Source organism: Amycolatopsis sp. cmx-4-83 (assembly GCF_046548815.1).
Lineage (GTDB): Bacteria > Actinomycetota > Actinomycetes > Mycobacteriales > Pseudonocardiaceae > Amycolatopsis > Amycolatopsis pretoriensis_A.
The window spans coordinates 266249-280806 of sequence record NZ_JAEBEF010000006.1 but is presented as its reverse complement, the minus strand read 5'-3'; the positions used below and the strand labels follow the sequence as shown (position 1 = coordinate 280806).

Annotated in this window: 13 protein-coding genes; 6 read left to right on the top strand and 7 right to left on the bottom strand. The window is 71.7% G+C overall.

Annotation, left to right across the window (positions count from 1 at the left end; all coding sequences use genetic code 11):
- Positions 1-168: 168 nt before the first annotated feature.
- The 3 genes from ACLJQM_RS20130 (at position 169) to ACLJQM_RS20120 (ending at position 2590) form a co-directional block, all read left to right on the top strand.
- Positions 169-870 (top strand): S1 family peptidase, encoded by a 702-nt coding sequence (locus ACLJQM_RS20130; protein ID WP_360769293.1) that lies wholly within the window; start codon positions 169-171, stop codon positions 868-870.
- 70 nt (positions 871-940) lie between these two features.
- Positions 941-1510, top strand: coding sequence for a TetR/AcrR family transcriptional regulator (locus ACLJQM_RS20125; RefSeq protein ID WP_410632340.1), 570 nt, complete (start codon positions 941-943; stop codon positions 1508-1510).
- Between the two features lie 72 nt (positions 1511-1582).
- Positions 1583-2590 carry a medium chain dehydrogenase/reductase family protein gene (locus ACLJQM_RS20120; protein ID WP_410632339.1) on the top strand — a complete coding sequence of 336 codons (1008 nt, stop codon included), beginning with the start codon at positions 1583-1585 and terminating at the stop codon, positions 2588-2590.
- A 51-nt stretch (positions 2591-2641) separates the two neighbouring features.
- On the opposite strand, the gene argG is transcribed toward ACLJQM_RS20120, so the two are convergent.
- Positions 2642-4087 (bottom strand): argininosuccinate synthase, encoded by a 1446-nt coding sequence (argG, locus tag ACLJQM_RS20115; protein WP_410632338.1) that lies wholly within the window; start codon positions 4085-4087, stop codon positions 2642-2644.
- A 91-nt stretch (positions 4088-4178) separates the two neighbouring features.
- On the opposite strand from argG, the gene ACLJQM_RS20110 reads away from it, so the two are divergent.
- The gene (locus tag ACLJQM_RS20110) at positions 4179-5111 is read left to right on the top strand and encodes an aminoglycoside phosphotransferase family protein (protein WP_410632337.1); all 933 of its coding nucleotides are present in this window, start codon (positions 4179-4181) and stop codon (positions 5109-5111) included.
- On the opposite strand, the gene ACLJQM_RS20105 is transcribed toward ACLJQM_RS20110, so the two are convergent.
- The 4 genes from ACLJQM_RS20105 to ACLJQM_RS20090 all read right to left on the bottom strand — a co-directional run bounded on the left by ACLJQM_RS20105 (position 5026) and on the right by ACLJQM_RS20090 (position 10245).
- Positions 5026-6108, bottom strand: a complete 1083-nt coding sequence (locus ACLJQM_RS20105; protein WP_410632336.1) for a hypothetical protein — start codon at positions 6106-6108, stop codon at positions 5026-5028. The genes ACLJQM_RS20110 and ACLJQM_RS20105 overlap by 86 nt on opposite strands.
- Before the next feature lie 65 nt (positions 6109-6173).
- A complete protein-coding gene (gene glpD, locus ACLJQM_RS20100) occupies positions 6174-7883 on the bottom strand; it encodes a glycerol-3-phosphate dehydrogenase (protein ID WP_410632335.1) in 1710 nt (569 codons plus the stop codon).
- 7 nt (positions 7884-7890) lie between these two features.
- Positions 7891-9408 (bottom strand): glycerol kinase GlpK, encoded by a 1518-nt coding sequence (gene glpK, locus ACLJQM_RS20095; protein ID WP_410632334.1) that lies wholly within the window; start codon positions 9406-9408, stop codon positions 7891-7893.
- A gap of 15 nt (positions 9409-9423) precedes the next feature.
- Positions 9424-10245 (bottom strand): MIP/aquaporin family protein, encoded by an 822-nt coding sequence (locus ACLJQM_RS20090; RefSeq protein ID WP_247023674.1) that lies wholly within the window; start codon positions 10243-10245, stop codon positions 9424-9426.
- Between the two features lie 154 nt (positions 10246-10399).
- On the opposite strand from ACLJQM_RS20090, the gene ACLJQM_RS20085 reads away from it, so the two are divergent.
- Positions 10400-11152 carry an IclR family transcriptional regulator gene (locus tag ACLJQM_RS20085; RefSeq protein ID WP_410632333.1) on the top strand — a complete coding sequence of 251 codons (753 nt, stop codon included), beginning with the start codon at positions 10400-10402 and terminating at the stop codon, positions 11150-11152.
- 82 nt (positions 11153-11234) lie between these two features.
- On the top strand, positions 11235-13184 hold the full coding sequence (gene glpK, locus ACLJQM_RS20080; RefSeq protein WP_410632332.1) for a glycerol kinase GlpK: 1950 nt from the start codon (positions 11235-11237) through the stop codon (positions 13182-13184).
- Between the two features lie 19 nt (positions 13185-13203).
- Here glpK (ACLJQM_RS20080) and ACLJQM_RS20075 read toward each other — a convergent pair whose 3' ends face one another.
- Positions 13204-13563: a hypothetical protein gene (locus ACLJQM_RS20075; RefSeq protein ID WP_410632331.1), complete on the bottom strand. Its 360-nt coding sequence runs from the start codon at positions 13561-13563 to the stop codon at positions 13204-13206.
- A 44-nt stretch (positions 13564-13607) separates the two neighbouring features.
- Entirely contained in the window at positions 13608-14408 is an 801-nt protein-coding gene (locus tag ACLJQM_RS20070) for a substrate-binding domain-containing protein (RefSeq protein ID WP_247023678.1), read from the bottom strand.
- Between the last annotated feature and the right edge of the window lie 150 nt (positions 14409-14558).

Sequence of the window (14558 nt, the reverse complement as noted above, 5' to 3'; positions counted from 1 at the left end):
ACTCGCTTGGCAGCAGGCTGCGCCGGACGGCCCACGACGAAAGTCGTGTCCTTGATCAACCGACTAACGGCGGGTTTCGGAGATTCACCCACAGCCGTGACGGTAGGTGTGTCCTTGACCACCCCGTCACCGCGAGGCCCCGGTCCGCGGCTGGAGGTTGATCGTAAAGTGCGTATCGCGCGAACCGGCGTAGTCGTCTCCGGTGTTTTCCTGTCGGCGTTCGTGGCCGCGGCGCCCGCCATGGCCGCCCAGCCGGCCATCATCGACGGCAGCAACGCCGACTCGCTCCACTCCGCGGCCCGGATGTTCGCCGGCGGCCAGGAGATCTGCTCGGCGACGATCATCGCGCCGGACTGGATCCTCACCGCCCGCCACTGCACGCAGGGCGCGGACGGCCAGCCGATCAGCTTCCACGTCGGCGACCTGGACCAGACGAAGGGCACCACGGTCAACGCGACCTCGGTGCACGAGGCGCCGGACGCGGACATCGCGCTGGTGCAGATCGACCAGCAGGTGCAGACGGACTACGCGCCGCTGGGCAGCGAGGGCGACGTCAAGGTGGGCGACCAGGCCGAGGTCTACGGCTGGGGCGCGACCTGCACCGACAAGCCGGAGATCGAGTGCCAGTCGCAGCTGCTGAAGGTGGCGAAGGTCAGCGTCAGCTCGATCGACTGCCCGGACGGTGCGGCGGGCGTCTCGGTCTGCGCGAACCGCGGCGACGGCATCACGGCGGGCGGCGACTCCGGCGGCCCGATGTACGCGAACGGCAAGCAGGTCGGCGTCGCTTCGACCAGTGACCGGCAGTCCTACACCGCCTACATCAACATCACGAAGTACCGCGACTGGATCTCCACCACCGCGGGCGTCTGAGCCCTCCGGACAAGCCCCCGGACCACCGGGGGCTTGCTTCGCGGACGAGAGTGAGTGTACAGTCACTCACATGACGAAGCGCGGTGCGACCCTCTCCACCTCCGACGCCCGGCGGGACGTCGTCGTCGACGCCGCCATCGCCGAGTTCGCCCGGGGCGGGTTCCACGCGACGCCGATCAGCGCGGTGGCCGAGCGGGCCGACATCTCCCCCGCGTACGTCTTCAAGTTGTTCCCCGGCAAGGTTTCCCTCTTCGTCGCCGCGCTGGACCGCTGCTACGAACTCGTCACGCACGCGCTGTCGAACGGCGCCGCCCGCGCCGAGGACGGCGACCCCGAAAAGCTCCTCTACGCAATGGGGGGCGCCTACGCCGAGCTGATCGCCGACCGGAACCTGCTCATGCTGCAGGTGCACGCCCAGTCAGCGGCCGACACGCCGGAGATCGCCGACGCCGTGCGGCGCGGGCTGGCCAAAGTGACCGAGTTCGCCCGGTCCCGCTCCGGCGCCGAGGACGAGCAGGTCCAGCGGTTCATCGCCTACGGCCAGCTCTGCCACCTGATCGCCACCCTCGACCTCGGCGAGCACACCGGCGAGTGGGCCGCGGTCCTCTCCACCGGCATCCGCCACCCCGGCAAAAACTGACCCCTGACCAGCCGGTCCTCTTTCATGCCCATCGAGTGATTGATCAGTCACTCACACTCGGAAGGAAGCACCATGAACGTCACCGAAATCGTCCTCCCCGGCCTCGTGGAGCCGGACGGCCTGCGCGTCGAGCACCGCGAGCTGCCGCCCCTGGCCGCCGGCGAAGCCCTGGTCCGCGTCGAGGCGAGCGGGATCTCCTTCGCCGAACAGCAGATGCGGCGCGGCAAGTACTACGACCAGCCGCCGTTCCCGTTCGTGCCCGGCTACGACGTCGTCGGCACAGTGGCCGAAGCCGACGACCCCGCGCTGGCCGGCCGGCGCGTGGCCGCCATGACCAAGATCGGCGGCTGGAGCAGCCACCTCGCCGTCGCCGCCGCCGACCTCGTGCCGGTGCCCGACGGCCTGGACGCCGCCGACGCGGAGACGTTCGTGGTCAACGGCATCACGGCGTGGCAGATGCTGCACCGGCACGCGAAGGTGAAGCCGGGCGGCACGATCCTGGTCCACGGCGCGAGCGGCGGCGTCGGCACCACGCTCGTGCAGCTGGCCCGCGCGGCCGGGATCACGGTCATCGGCACCGCTTCGGCCCGCAACCTCGACGTCGTGACCGCGCTCGGCGCCACCGCGCTCGACTACCGCGGGGACGTCCCGGCCCGGGTGCGCGAGCTGGCACCAGGCGGGGTCGACGCCGTCTTCGACCACGTCGGCGGGCCCGGCATCGTCGACTCGTTCCGCCTGCTCGCGCCCGGCGGCGCGCTGATCGCCTACGGCAGCGCGTCCACGAAGGACACCGGCGGCAACCCGAAGCCCGCGGTGCTGAAGCTGGTCGCCCGGCTGGTGTGGTGGAACGTCGCCCCGAACCGGCGCCGCGCGCACTTCTACAACGTCTGGGGCGGCAAGCGGAACCTCGCCCGGTTCCGCGCGCGGCTCGCCGAAGACCTCACCGCCGTCTTCGCCCTGGCCGCGAAGGGACAGCTCAAGGCGCAGGTGGCCGCGCGGATCCCGCTGGCCGACGCCGGGAAGGCGCTGGCACTGGCCGAATCCGGCACCGTCACCGGCAAGGTCGTGCTCGTCCCCTGAACGCACCGAAGGCCACCACGGTGACCGTGGTGGCCTTCGGGAACGCGGGAATCAGTCGGTGCCGAACTCCATCGCGGCGCTGTCGAGCAGCTCCACGTCGTCGGTCTTGCCGCGCGAGGCGATCACCTGGGCGCCGCCCTCCGGCATCGCGCCGATGAGGCCGGTCGACGCGGCCTGCGCGGCGCCGATCAGCTTCGGGTTCGAGCCGCCGACCATGCCGAGGCTCGCGTACTGCTCCAGCTTCGCCCGCGAGTCGGCGATGTCGAGGTTGCGCATGGTCAGCTGGCCGATCCGGTCCACCGGGCCGAACGCCGAGTCCTCGGTGCGCTCCATCGACAGCTTGTCCGGGTGGTAGCTGAACGCCGGGCCGGTCGTGTCGAGGATCGAGTAGTCCTCGCCGCGGCGCAGCCGCAGCGTCACCTCGCCGGTGATCGCGGTGCCGACCCAGCGCTGCAGCGACTCGCGCAGCATCATCGCCTGCGGGTCCAGCCAGCGGCCTTCGTACATCAGGCGGCCGAGGCGGCGGCCCTCGTTGTGGTAGCTGGCGAGGGTGTCCTCGTTGTGGATGGCGTTGACGAGCCGCTCGTACGCGGCGTGCAGCAGCGCCATGCCCGGCGCTTCGTAGATGCCGCGGCTCTTGGCCTCGATGATCCGGTTCTCGATCTGGTCGGACATGCCGAGGCCGTGCCGGCCGCCGATGGCGTTGGCCTCCAGCACCAGGTCGACGGCGCTGGCGAACTCCTTGCCGTTGATCGTCATCGGCCGGCCGTGCTCGAAGCCGATCGTGACGTCCTCGGCCGGGATCTCGACGGCGGGGTCCCAGAACGCCACGCCCATGATCGGCTTGACGATCTCGATGCCGGTGTCGAGGTGCTCCAGCGACTTCGCCTCGTGCGTGGCGCCCCAGATGTTGGCGTCGGTCGAGTACGCCTTCTCGGTGCTGTCGCGGTAGGGCAGGTCGTGCGCGACCAGCCACTCCGACATCTCCTTGCGGCCGCCGAGCTCGGTGACGAAGTCGGCGTCGAGCCACGGCTTGTAGATCCGCAGGGAGGGGTTGGCCAGCAGGCCGTAGCGGTAGAACCGCTCGATGTCGTTGCCCTTGTAGGTGGAGCCGTCGCCCCAGATCTGGACGTCGTCCTCGAGCATCGCGCGCACCAGCAGCGTGCCGGTGACCGCGCGGCCGAGCGGCGTGGTGTTGAAGTAGCCGCGGCCGCCGGAGCGGATGTGGAATGCGCCGCAGGTCAGCGCGACGAGCCCCTCTTCGACGAGTGCTTCCCGGCAGTCGACCAGCCGGGCGATCTCGGCGCCGTACTGGCTCGCGCGCCCGGGCACCGAGTCGATGTCGGGCTCGTCGTACTGCCCGATGTCGGCGGTGTAGGTGCAGGGCACCGCGCCCTTGTCGCGCATCCACGCGACCGCTACGGAAGTGTCGAGGCCACCGGAGAAGGCGATACCGACACGCTCGCCGACGGGCAGGGAAGTGAGCACCTTGGACATGCGAATGATTATGCACGGCTATGCATCACCGTGCAATCCGGGGTGCCTGGTGTCACGGAAACCCGGTTGACGTGCGTGGTTGCGTGCTCACATGGGCCGGATGCACGCCGACGAGCACGCGATCGACACCGCGCTGGTCCGGCGGCTCGTCGACGGCCGGTTCCCGCGGTGGGCCCGGTCGCCGCTCATCCGCCTGGCCTCCGGTGGCACGGTCAACGCGGTGTACCGGCTCGGCACCAGCCTCACGGTCCGGCTTCCGCTGACCGCCGGCGGCGCGTCCGACATCGCGAAGGAGCGCCGGGTGCTCGCCGCGCTCGGCGGGTTGCCGGTGGCGGTCCCGGCCGTCGTCGCGGTGGGCGAACCGGCCGAGGGCTATCCGTGGCCGTGGGCGGTGCACCGCTGGCTCGACGGTGCGCCCGCCCTCGAAGGGCGGCCCGCACCGGCCCACGACCTGGCGGAGTTCGTCCGCGCCCTCCGGTCGCGGCGAGCGGACGGTCCCCCGGCTTACCGCGGCAAACCCCTGGCACTGGTCGACCGGGCCACCCGCCGGGCGATCGACGAGCTGAGCCGCACCGATGAGCCGTTCGACGCGGACGCGGCCCTCGCCGTCTGGTCCGAAGCGCTCGAAGCTCCACAATGGACCGGACCGCCGTGCTGGGTCCACTCCGACCTCATGCCCAGTAATCTGCTGCTGCGCGACGGCCGCCTCAGCGGCGTCCTCGACTGGGCGACCGCGGGCCTGGGCGACCCGGCCTGCGACCTGATCCCCGCGTGGAACTTGCTGTCCGCGGCCACGCGCCCGGCCTTCCGCGACGCCCTCGGCGCCGACGAAGCGACCTGGGCCCGCGGCCGCGGCTGGGCGTTGTCGATGGCCGTGATCCAGCTGCCGTACTACCGGCACACCAACCCGGTCATCTCCGCCAACGCCCGGTACGTGCTCACCGAGCTTGGTTGCCGACCGGCTCCCCGAAGCGCCACAGCACCGCGTGGGAGTTCTGGCCCGGCAGCGAACACGACCCCGTGACCTCCCAGTCGTTCAGCCCCTTCGCGAAGCAGATCCCGCCGTCGGGCACCGGCAGCCGCAGCACCCGGCCGGCCCGGTCCCACACCACCGGCGTCCCCGCGTCGAGCTGCCCGAGCACCGCGCCCGACGGGCTCACGGCGGTGAACCGGCTTTCCCCGCCGTCCGGGAGCACGGTGAGCGTGCCCGCCGCGTCCCAGCGCGCGATCCGCGTGGTGGAGTCCTTGTCGCGCACCTCGCCGACGATCGACCCGTCGGCGGCGATGGCCAGCGCCTCGCTGGCCTCCCAGGTGGTGTCGAGCACCGTGGGACGGCCCGTCGAGTCCCACTTCGCCGCGTGGACGCCGATGCTGCCGACCACGGTGCCGGCGTTGTCGAGGTCGTGCAGTGAAACACCGTCGGTCAGCGCGACGACGTTGCCCGCGGGGTCCCAGTACGTGGACTCGCTGATCACCGCGCCCGCGTCGTTGACCGCCCTGGCCCGGCCGAGGCCGAGGACGGTGACCTTGCCCAGGCTGTCCCACCGCACCGCGGCGTCCGGGCCGGGCGCGCCGTAGGCGGTCCCGGCGACCACGCCGCTCTCGTTGATCGCGACCGGCGTGGACCACGGGTAACCCGGGAAACCGGTCGGCTGTTCCAGCTCGACCGGCATGCCGGAGGCGTCCCAGCGGGTGGCCCGCCCGGTTGTGAAGTGGTTGGTCGAATCCCCGACCGCGACGCCGGCCTCGTTGAGCGCGGTGGCTTTCACCGTGCGGTAGCCGTCCAGCGGCCGCAGCTCGCTGATCCGGCCGGCCGGGTCCCAGCGGGCCCCGTGCACGTCGAACGCCTTGTCGTACGCCTCGCCGAACACCGTGCCGTGGTTCGTCACCAGCAGTCCCGAGCTGGTCAGCCCGCCGGGCAGCGTGCCGAGGTCGACCGGCCCGGTCACCTCGTCCGCACTCGCCGGGACCGCGGCGAGCACAGTCATCGCCACCGCCGTCGCGAGAGCACCTCTGAACATCCCCTGCTCCTCCCCTGTCAGGTGGGTTCCGGGGTGTCCACGCGCGGCGGCGGCGATCGGTTGAGTCAGCCCGGCAAGAGCGCCGGCGCCGCGAGGCGGGTGGCGTTCGCCGCCTCGTCGTCCGGGGCCTCCTGGGCCGAGCGCTCGGCCGCCACCCGCGCGAGGTAGTTGGCCACCTCGCGCTCGGTGCGGTGCGCGTCCCAGCCCAGCACCGGGGCCATCAGCGCCGCGACCTCGGGGGCCGCCGTGACACCGCGGTCGCGCTCCTCGATCGAGATGCGCGTCCGGCGGGTCAGGACGTCCTCCAGGTGCAGCGCGCCTTCGTGCGAAGCCGCGTACACCGCTTCGGCACGCAGGTACTCCGAAGCGCCCGGGATCGGCGAGCCCAGCTCGGGCTCGTCGCGGATCAGGTCCAGGAGGTTCCAGATCCGCGTGCCGTAGCGCTGCAGGAGGTGCTCGACCTGCGGCACCGTGAGGCCCGCCCGCGAAGCGACGCCGAAGCGGTCGTCCCACAGCTCGTGGTAGCCGGCCGCGCCGACGATCGGGAGGCGGTCGGTCCACGAAGGCGGGGCCGGGCGGCCGACGTCCTCGACCACCACGTCGACCGTGTCCGCGGCCATCACCCGGTACGTCGTGTACTTGCCGCCGGCCACGATCACCAGGCCCGGCACCGGGTGCGCCACCGCGTGTTCCCGCGACAGCTTCGTCGTCGCGGCCGCCTTCGCCGCGAGCAGCGGTCGCAGGCCCGCGTAGACGCCCTCGATGTCGTCGTGCGTCACCGGGGTCCGGAGCACCTTGTTGAGGTGCTCCAGCACGTAGTCGACGTCCGCGCGGCTCGCCGCCGGGTGCTCGCGGTCGAGGTCCCACTCGGTGTCGGTGGTGCCGACGATCCAGTGGCGGCCCCACGGGATCACGAAGAGGACGCTCTTCTCGGTGCGCAGGATCAGCCCGGTGTCGAGGTCGATCTTCTCCCGCGGCACCACCAGGTGGATGCCCTTCGAGGCGCGGACGGTGAACGGCGCGGGGATCCCGGCCGCCTCGGCCATGTCGTCGCTCCACACGCCCGTCGCGGCGACGACCGTGCGAGCCCGGACCTCGAACTCGACGCCGCTTTCGCGGTCGACCACCTTCGCACCGACCACGCGAGGACCCTCGCGAAGCAGCGAAGTCACGCGAGCCCGCGTCAGCACCGAAGCGCCCTGCTCGGCGGCCGTCCGCGCGATCGTCATCGTGTGGCGGGCGTCGTCGACCTGGGCGTCGTAGTACTGGATGGCGCCGATCAGCGCGTCGTCGGCCAGTGCCGGCGCCGCCTTGAACGCGCCGCGCTTGGACAGGTGCCGGTGCCGCGGGAGGGCGCGGGCGCCGCCGAGCGTGTCGTACAGCGTGACGCCGGCGCCGATGTACCCGCGCTCCCACACCCGGTGCTGCAGCGGCACCAGGAACTTCACCGGCCGCACCAGGTGCGGCGCGAGCTTCTGCAGCAGCAGCCCGCGTTCCTTGAGGGCCTCGCGCACCAGCTTGAAGTCGAGCTGCTCCAGGTAGCGCAGGCCACCGTGGATCAGCTTCGACGACCGGCTGGACGTGCCGGCGGCGAAGTCACGCGCCTCGACCAGCGCGGTCGACAGGCCCCGCGACGCGGCGTCGAGCGCGACGCCGGCCCCGGTCACTCCCCCGCCGACGACCAGCACGTCGACCTCTTCGCGCGCCAGCTTCTTCAGCGTCTCCGCCCGGTACAGCGGGGACAGCGGCACGGCTTCCACCGAACTCCTCTTCATCGGATCCTCACTCCACATCGACCCAGTCGAGCGTGCGGCCGACGGCTTTCTGCCAGCCCGCGTAGCCCTCGGCGCGCTGCTCGTCGTTCCACGACGGCGTCCAGCGCTTGTCTTCGTTCCAGTTCTGTTCCAGCTCGTCGGTCGACCGCCAGAAGCCGACGGCCAGCCCGGCCGCGTACGCGGCACCGAGCGCGGTGGTCTCGGCGACGACCGGCTTCGACACCGGCACGCCGAGGATGTCCGCCTGCAGCTGCATGCACAGTTCGTTGGCGGTGACACCGCCGTCGACCCGCAGCACGTCGAGGGTGACGCCGGAGTCGTTCTGCATGGCCTCGACGACGTCGCGGGTCTGGTAGCAGATCGCTTCCAAGGTGGCCCGCGCCAGGTGGGCGTTGGTCGTGGCCCGGGTCAGGCCGACGATCGCGCCGCGCGCGTCGGACCGCCAGTACGGCGCGAACAGCCCGGAGAACGCCGGGACGAAGTAGACGCCGCCGTTGTCCTCGACCTGGCGGGCCAGGCTCTCGCTCTGCGACGCACCGCTGATGATGCCCAGCTGGTCGCGCAGCCACTGCACCGCGGACCCCGTGACGGCGATCGAGCCTTCGAGCGCGTAGACCGGCTTCTCGTCGCCGAACTGGTAGCACAGCGTCGTCAGCAGGCCGTGCTTCGAGCGCACCAGCTCCTGGCCGGTGTTGAGCAGCAGGAAGTTGCCGGTGCCGTAGGTGTTCTTGGCCTCGCCGGGCCGGAAGCAGACCTGGCCGACGGTGGCCGCCTGCTGGTCGCCGAGGACGCCGGTGATGGCGACCTCGCCGCCGAGCGGGCCGTCCGCCCGGGTGACCCCGAAGAAGCCCGGGTTCGACGACGGCCGGATCGCCGGCAGCATCGCGCGCGGGACGGTGAAGAACGACAGGAGCTCGTCGTCCCAGTCGAGGGTCTCCAGGTCCATCAGCATGGTGCGCGAGGCGTTGGTCGGGTCGGTGACGTGCACGCCGCCGTCCGGGCCGCCGGTCAGGTTCCAGATGAGCCACGAGTCGGTGGTGCCGAAGAGGGCGTCGCCCTTCTCCGCGTCCTCGCGCACGCCGTCGACGTTTTCGAGGATCCACTGCAGCTTGCCGCCGGAGAAGTACGTGGCGGGCGGGAGGCCGGCCTTGCGGCGGATGACCTCGCCCTTGCCTTCGCGCTCCAGTGCGGAGGCGATCCGGTCGGTGCGCGTGTCCTGCCAGACGATCGCGTTGTGGTACGGGCGGCCGGTGCGGCGGTTCCACACGACCGTGGTCTCGCGCTGGTTGGTGATGCCGAGCGCGGCCAGGTCCCCCGCCGTCAGGTTGGCCTTGTTGAGCGCGGTCGCGATGACCGAGCGGGTGCGTTCCCAGATCTCGGTGGCGTCGTGCTCGACCCAGCCCGGCTTGGGCAGGATCTGCTCGTGTTCGAGCTGGTGGCGGGCGATTTCGTTGCCGCCGTGGTTGAAGATCATGAAGCGGGTGCTCGTGGTGCCCTGGTCAACGGCGCCGACGTAGTCAGGCATGCGGGTACTCCTCACTCAGTTGGCGGGCTCGAGGTCCTTGGCGGGCATGGCGTCCAGCGGGTCCCCGGCGGGCAGGAAGCGCTCGATCAGGTACTTGTAGATCGCGCCGCCGACGAGGGCGCCGATGATCGGGCCCACGATCGGGATCCACCAGTAGGGGAAGCCGTACTGGTCGGACCACGCTGTGTCGTAGCCGGTCAGCCAGGACGCCAGGCGCGGGCCGAAGTCGCGGGCGGGGTTGATCGCGTAGCCGGCGTTGGTGCCCCAGGCCATGCCGATCGCGACGACCAGGAAGCCGACGACGACCGGGGCCAGGTTCGCGCCCGGCGAGGTGTTGCGCAGGTCGGTGATGGCGAAGAGGACGATCAGGAGGATCGCGGTGCCGATGATCTGGTCGCGGAAGGCGCCCCAGTCGCCCACCGGGAGCGTGCCGTTGCCCGGCAGGGTGGAGAAGACGCCCTGGGTCTTGATCGTGAGGCCGGGGTCCTTGGCGTTGAGCACCTCGGTGTAGTTCCAGCGCACCAGCAGGGCGGCCAGGAACGCGCCGGCGGTCTGCGCCACGGCGTACGGGGCGACCTTGCGCCACTCGAAGCCCTTGAACACCGCGAGCGCGATGGTCACGGCCGGGTTCAGGTGCGCGCCGCTGATCCGCGAAGCGACGTAGACACCGAGCGTGACGCCGAGCCCCCAGGCCCAGGCGATGCTGTCGTGGTCCCCGATGCCCGCGGCGGCGACCTGCGCCACCACCCCGCACCCGAACAGGATGAGGATCATCGTTCCCACGAACTCGGCGGCCATCTCGCCGCCGAGCCCGCGGGCCTTGAGGTTTCGCACCATTGCTTTCCTCCACAAAGGACCGTTGTTCCCCCTGGTGGGTTCCAGCCAAGCTCGCCGGTCACAGCCGGTCAACGGACGGCGGTCGGCATTGTCGAACGGCCGATGTGGATGTTCGACATTGTCGAATCAGGGCCGGTCGGGTTAGGTTGGCGGCGTGCCCGGTCCGATCCAGTCCATCGAGCGCGCCGCCGCGATCCTGCGGTTGCTGGCGCGCGGTTCGGGGCGTCTGGGCGTCGGCGAGATCGCCGAGTCGCTCGAGCTGGCCAAAGGCACGGCGCACGGGATCCTGCGCACGCTGCAGGGCGTCGGGTTCGTCGAGCAGGACCGCGACACGGGCAAGTACCAGCTCGGCGCGGCGCTGCTGCACCTGGGCACGAGCTACCTCGACGTCAACGAGCTGCGCTCCCGCGCGATCAACTGGGCGGACGCGCTGGCCTCGCGCAGCGGCGAGGCCGTCCGGATCGGCGCGCCGCTGGAGGGCCGGGTGCTGGTGGTGCACCACGTGTTCCGCCCCGACGACAGCCTGCAGAGCCTCGACGTCGGCACGCTGCTGCCGCTGCACGCGACCGCGCTCGGCAAGGTCCTGCTGGCCTACGACACGACGTTGAAGGCGGACCCGGAGTCCTACACGCGCCGGACGCTGGTCACCCAGACGGCGATCAAGCGGGCGTGTGCGAAGGTACGGGAAGCGGGCTGGGCGGCGGAGAACGGCGAGATGATCTCCGGCGAGGCGGGGATCGCGGCCCCGATCCGCGGCCACGGCGGCATCGTGGTCGGCGCGATCGGCGTGTCCGGCGCGGTGGAGCGGATCTGCGAGCCGGACGGCAGCCCGAGCCCGAGGTTGCTGGGCCACGTCCGCGACGCGGCGCGTGCGGTGTCGCGCGACCTGGGTGCGTCGCGATGGTGAAGGAGGTGCCCGGCATGGACCCGGCCTCAGCGGGACTTGGCCGGGCCCGGCCACCCGGCCCGGCCGGTACGGAGGTGAGCACGTGGTCCAGCGGTACGTGATGTCCATCGACCAGGGCACCACCTCCACCCGGTGCATCCTGTTCGACGCCCGCGGCCGGCTCGTGTCGGTCGTGCAGCGCGAGCACCAGCAGCACTTCCCGCGGCCCGGGTGGGTCGAGCACGACGCCGTCGAGATCTGGCGGAACGTGTCGCGGATCGTCCCGCAGGCGCTGGCCGACGCCGGGGCGGGCGCCGAGCAGGTGGTCGGGCTCGGGATCGCCAACCAGCGCGAGACCACCGTGCTGTGGGACCGGCGGACCGGCAACCCGGTCGGGCGCGCGATCGTCTGGCAGGACACCCGCACCGACGCCATGCTCGAACAGCTCGCCCGCGAGCCCGGCGCCGACCGCGTGCGGCAGCTGTGCGGCCTGCCGTTGGCGACGTACTTCTCCGCACCGCGCATCCGCTGGCTGCTCGACCGCACCCCCGGCCTGCGCGAACGCGCCGAGCGCGGCGACGTCCTCTTCGGCACCATCGAGAGCTGGCTCATCTGGAACCTGACCGGCGGCGCCGAGGGCGGCGTGCACGTCACCGACGTCACCAACGCCTCGCGCACCATGTTGATGAACCTGCGCACCCTCAGCTGGGACGACGAGCTCCTGGACTTCTTCGACGTCCCGCGCGCGATGCTGCCGGAGATCCGGTCCTCGACGGAGGTCTACGGCACGACGTCGCGGGTGGTGCCCGGGATCCGCATCGCCGCGGCGCTGGGCGACCAGCAGGCCGCGCTGTTCGGCCAGACGTGCTTCGCGCCCGGCGAGGCGAAGTGCACCTACGGCACCGGCAGCTTCCTGCTGCTCAACACCGGCCCGACCCCGGTGCTGTCGACCCACGGCATGCTCACCACGGTCGGCTTCAAGATCGGCGACGAGCCCGCGGTGTACGCGCTGGAAGGCTCGATCGCCGTCACCGGGTCGCTGGTGCAGTGGTTCCGCGACGGGCTGGAGCTGATCGGGAGCGCCCCGGAGATCGAGACGCTGGCCAGGACGGTCGAGGACAACGGCGGCTGCTACATCGTGCCCGCGTTCTCCGGGCTGTTCGCGCCGCACTGGCACAGCGAGGCCCGCGGGGTGATCGCCGGCCTGACGTCGTACATCACGAAGGGCCACCTCGCGCGGGCAGTGCTGGAGGCGACCGGCTGGCAGACCCGCGAGGTCGTCGATGCGATGAACGCGGACTCCGGGCTGGCGCTGTCCTCCCTGAAGGTCGACGGCGGGATGACCGCGGACAACCTGCTGATGCAGTTCATCGCCGACGTCCTCGACGTCCCGGTGGTCCGCCCGATGGTGGCGGAGACGGTGTCGCTGGGCGCGGCCTACGCGGCCGGGCTGTCGGTCGGCTACTGGCCGGACCTGGAGGGCCTGCGCCGCAACTGGCACCGCGCCGGCCAGTGGCTCCCGGCGATGGACCCGGCCCGCCGGACCTCCGAGTACGGCCACTGGCGCCAGGCGGTGGAGCTGACGTTCGGCTGGATGCGCCCCGGCCCGGCCGCGGCCCCGCCCGGCTCGGACCTGGTCGAGGTCCTGCTGGCCGACCACCGCCGGTTCGAGCAGCTGCTGCGCGACCTGCGCAACACGGAAGCGGACCGCGCGGCTTCGGTGGCGGAGCTGGCGGCTCTGCTGGTCGCCCACGCGACGGCGACCGAGCGGATCGTCCGGCCGGACTCCCCGGGTTCGCCGTTCGCCGACGACCTTCTCGCGGTGCTGGAGAGCGAGGACTTCGAGAAGGCGTTGCCGCACTTGGAGAACATCGTGGACGCGCACGTGCGGAGCGAGGAACGCGGCCTGCTGAACGACTTGCGCCGCACGATGTCCACTTCGGACCGCACCGGTCTGGGCCGGGTGTTCGTCGCGGAACGGCGCCGCCAGCTGGACCTGGACTGCGGGAACGCGGACCACATCCGCGAGCTGGGCGACCGGCTCACCCTTTGAGGACGCGTCCTGGGGATCTTCATCGGGCCGGCGTCGAAAGCCGGTGGTCGGCCACCCGCACTTGGGTGTAGGCCTTGTCGGCCAGCACCCGTCCGACCCGCACCCGTTGCCCGTTCACGTCGAGATCCTGGATCTCGTCCAGCAGCGGCGGCCCTCGGCGTCGACGGCCAGGTGGAGCTTGGCCGTCAGTCCTGCGCGGGTGCCCGGACGGCCGTGGATCGACGCTGACCACGAACGCGACGTTGTCCTCCAGCGTCCCGAGGTAATCGTCTTTGACGATCGCCTGCTCGAGGATCGGGTCCCGCGTCCCCGTCCGCGCCGGCAGCGACGGCGCGATCCTCGCCCCGGCCTTGTCCGTCAGCTCACCGCGTCCGTCCACGCCTCGTCTGCACACGATCATGAGAAAGATCCGCCGGACACGCTCTAGACGGTTTTCAGGCAGCGGCTGCTCTCCCGCACCACCAGCTCCCCCTCCACCGTGCCCCGCGCCGGTCCCGCCACCCCGTCGATGCGGGCCGCCAGGGCCGCGAGTGTCTGGCGGCCCGCCGCCACGAAGTCCTGGCGGACCGTCGTCAACGGCGGAGCGAAGAACGCTGCCTCCGGGACGTCGTCGAAGCCGACCACGTGGGCGTCGCGGGGAACCCGCATTCCTGCCTCGCTGAACGCCGCCAGCAGGCCCAGTGCCATGTGGTCGTTGGCCGAGAACACCGCTCGCACACCGGGTTCCGCCGCCAGGGACTGGCCCGCTCGGTAGCCGGACTTCGCGGACCAGTCGCCGCGGACCACCGGCGGGACTTCCGCGCCGTGGCGTTCCAACGTTTCTCGCCAGCCTCGCTCGCGGGCGCGGGCGGCCGGGCCGTCTTCCGGGCCGCCCAGGTGCCAGACCGTCAGGTGGCCGAGGTCCAGGAGGTGCTCCGTGGCCCGGCGGGCGCCCGCGTACTGGTCGGTCGACGCCGCCGGGACGAGGGGGATCGGGGCCGGGTCCGGGACGAACCGGGCGTCGAGCACGACGATGCCCGCCACGCCCTGCAGCAGCAGGCCGGCCACCGCGGCCGGGACCGCCGCGCCGTCGCGGCCCGGGACGCTGAAGACGGTCAGCGCGTACCCCTGCTCCCGGGCGGCCGAACGAAGGCCGTTCAAGGTCGCGCCGGAGGCGGTGGAGCCGGTCGCGATCACGCCGAGCGTGCCCCGGCGGGCGGGCAAGGGGCCGTCGTCCAGGGACATGGGGCGATGTTAGCGATCACACCACCGGACGTGAACTTTGTTCGCCTTCCATAAATAACGAAACGATAACGCGCCCTTCGCCGCTTGAACCACCCCTCGGCGGGAGCCGTTTCTGCCAGTGCCGGAACCAAGTGCCCCGGACGCGGTGGC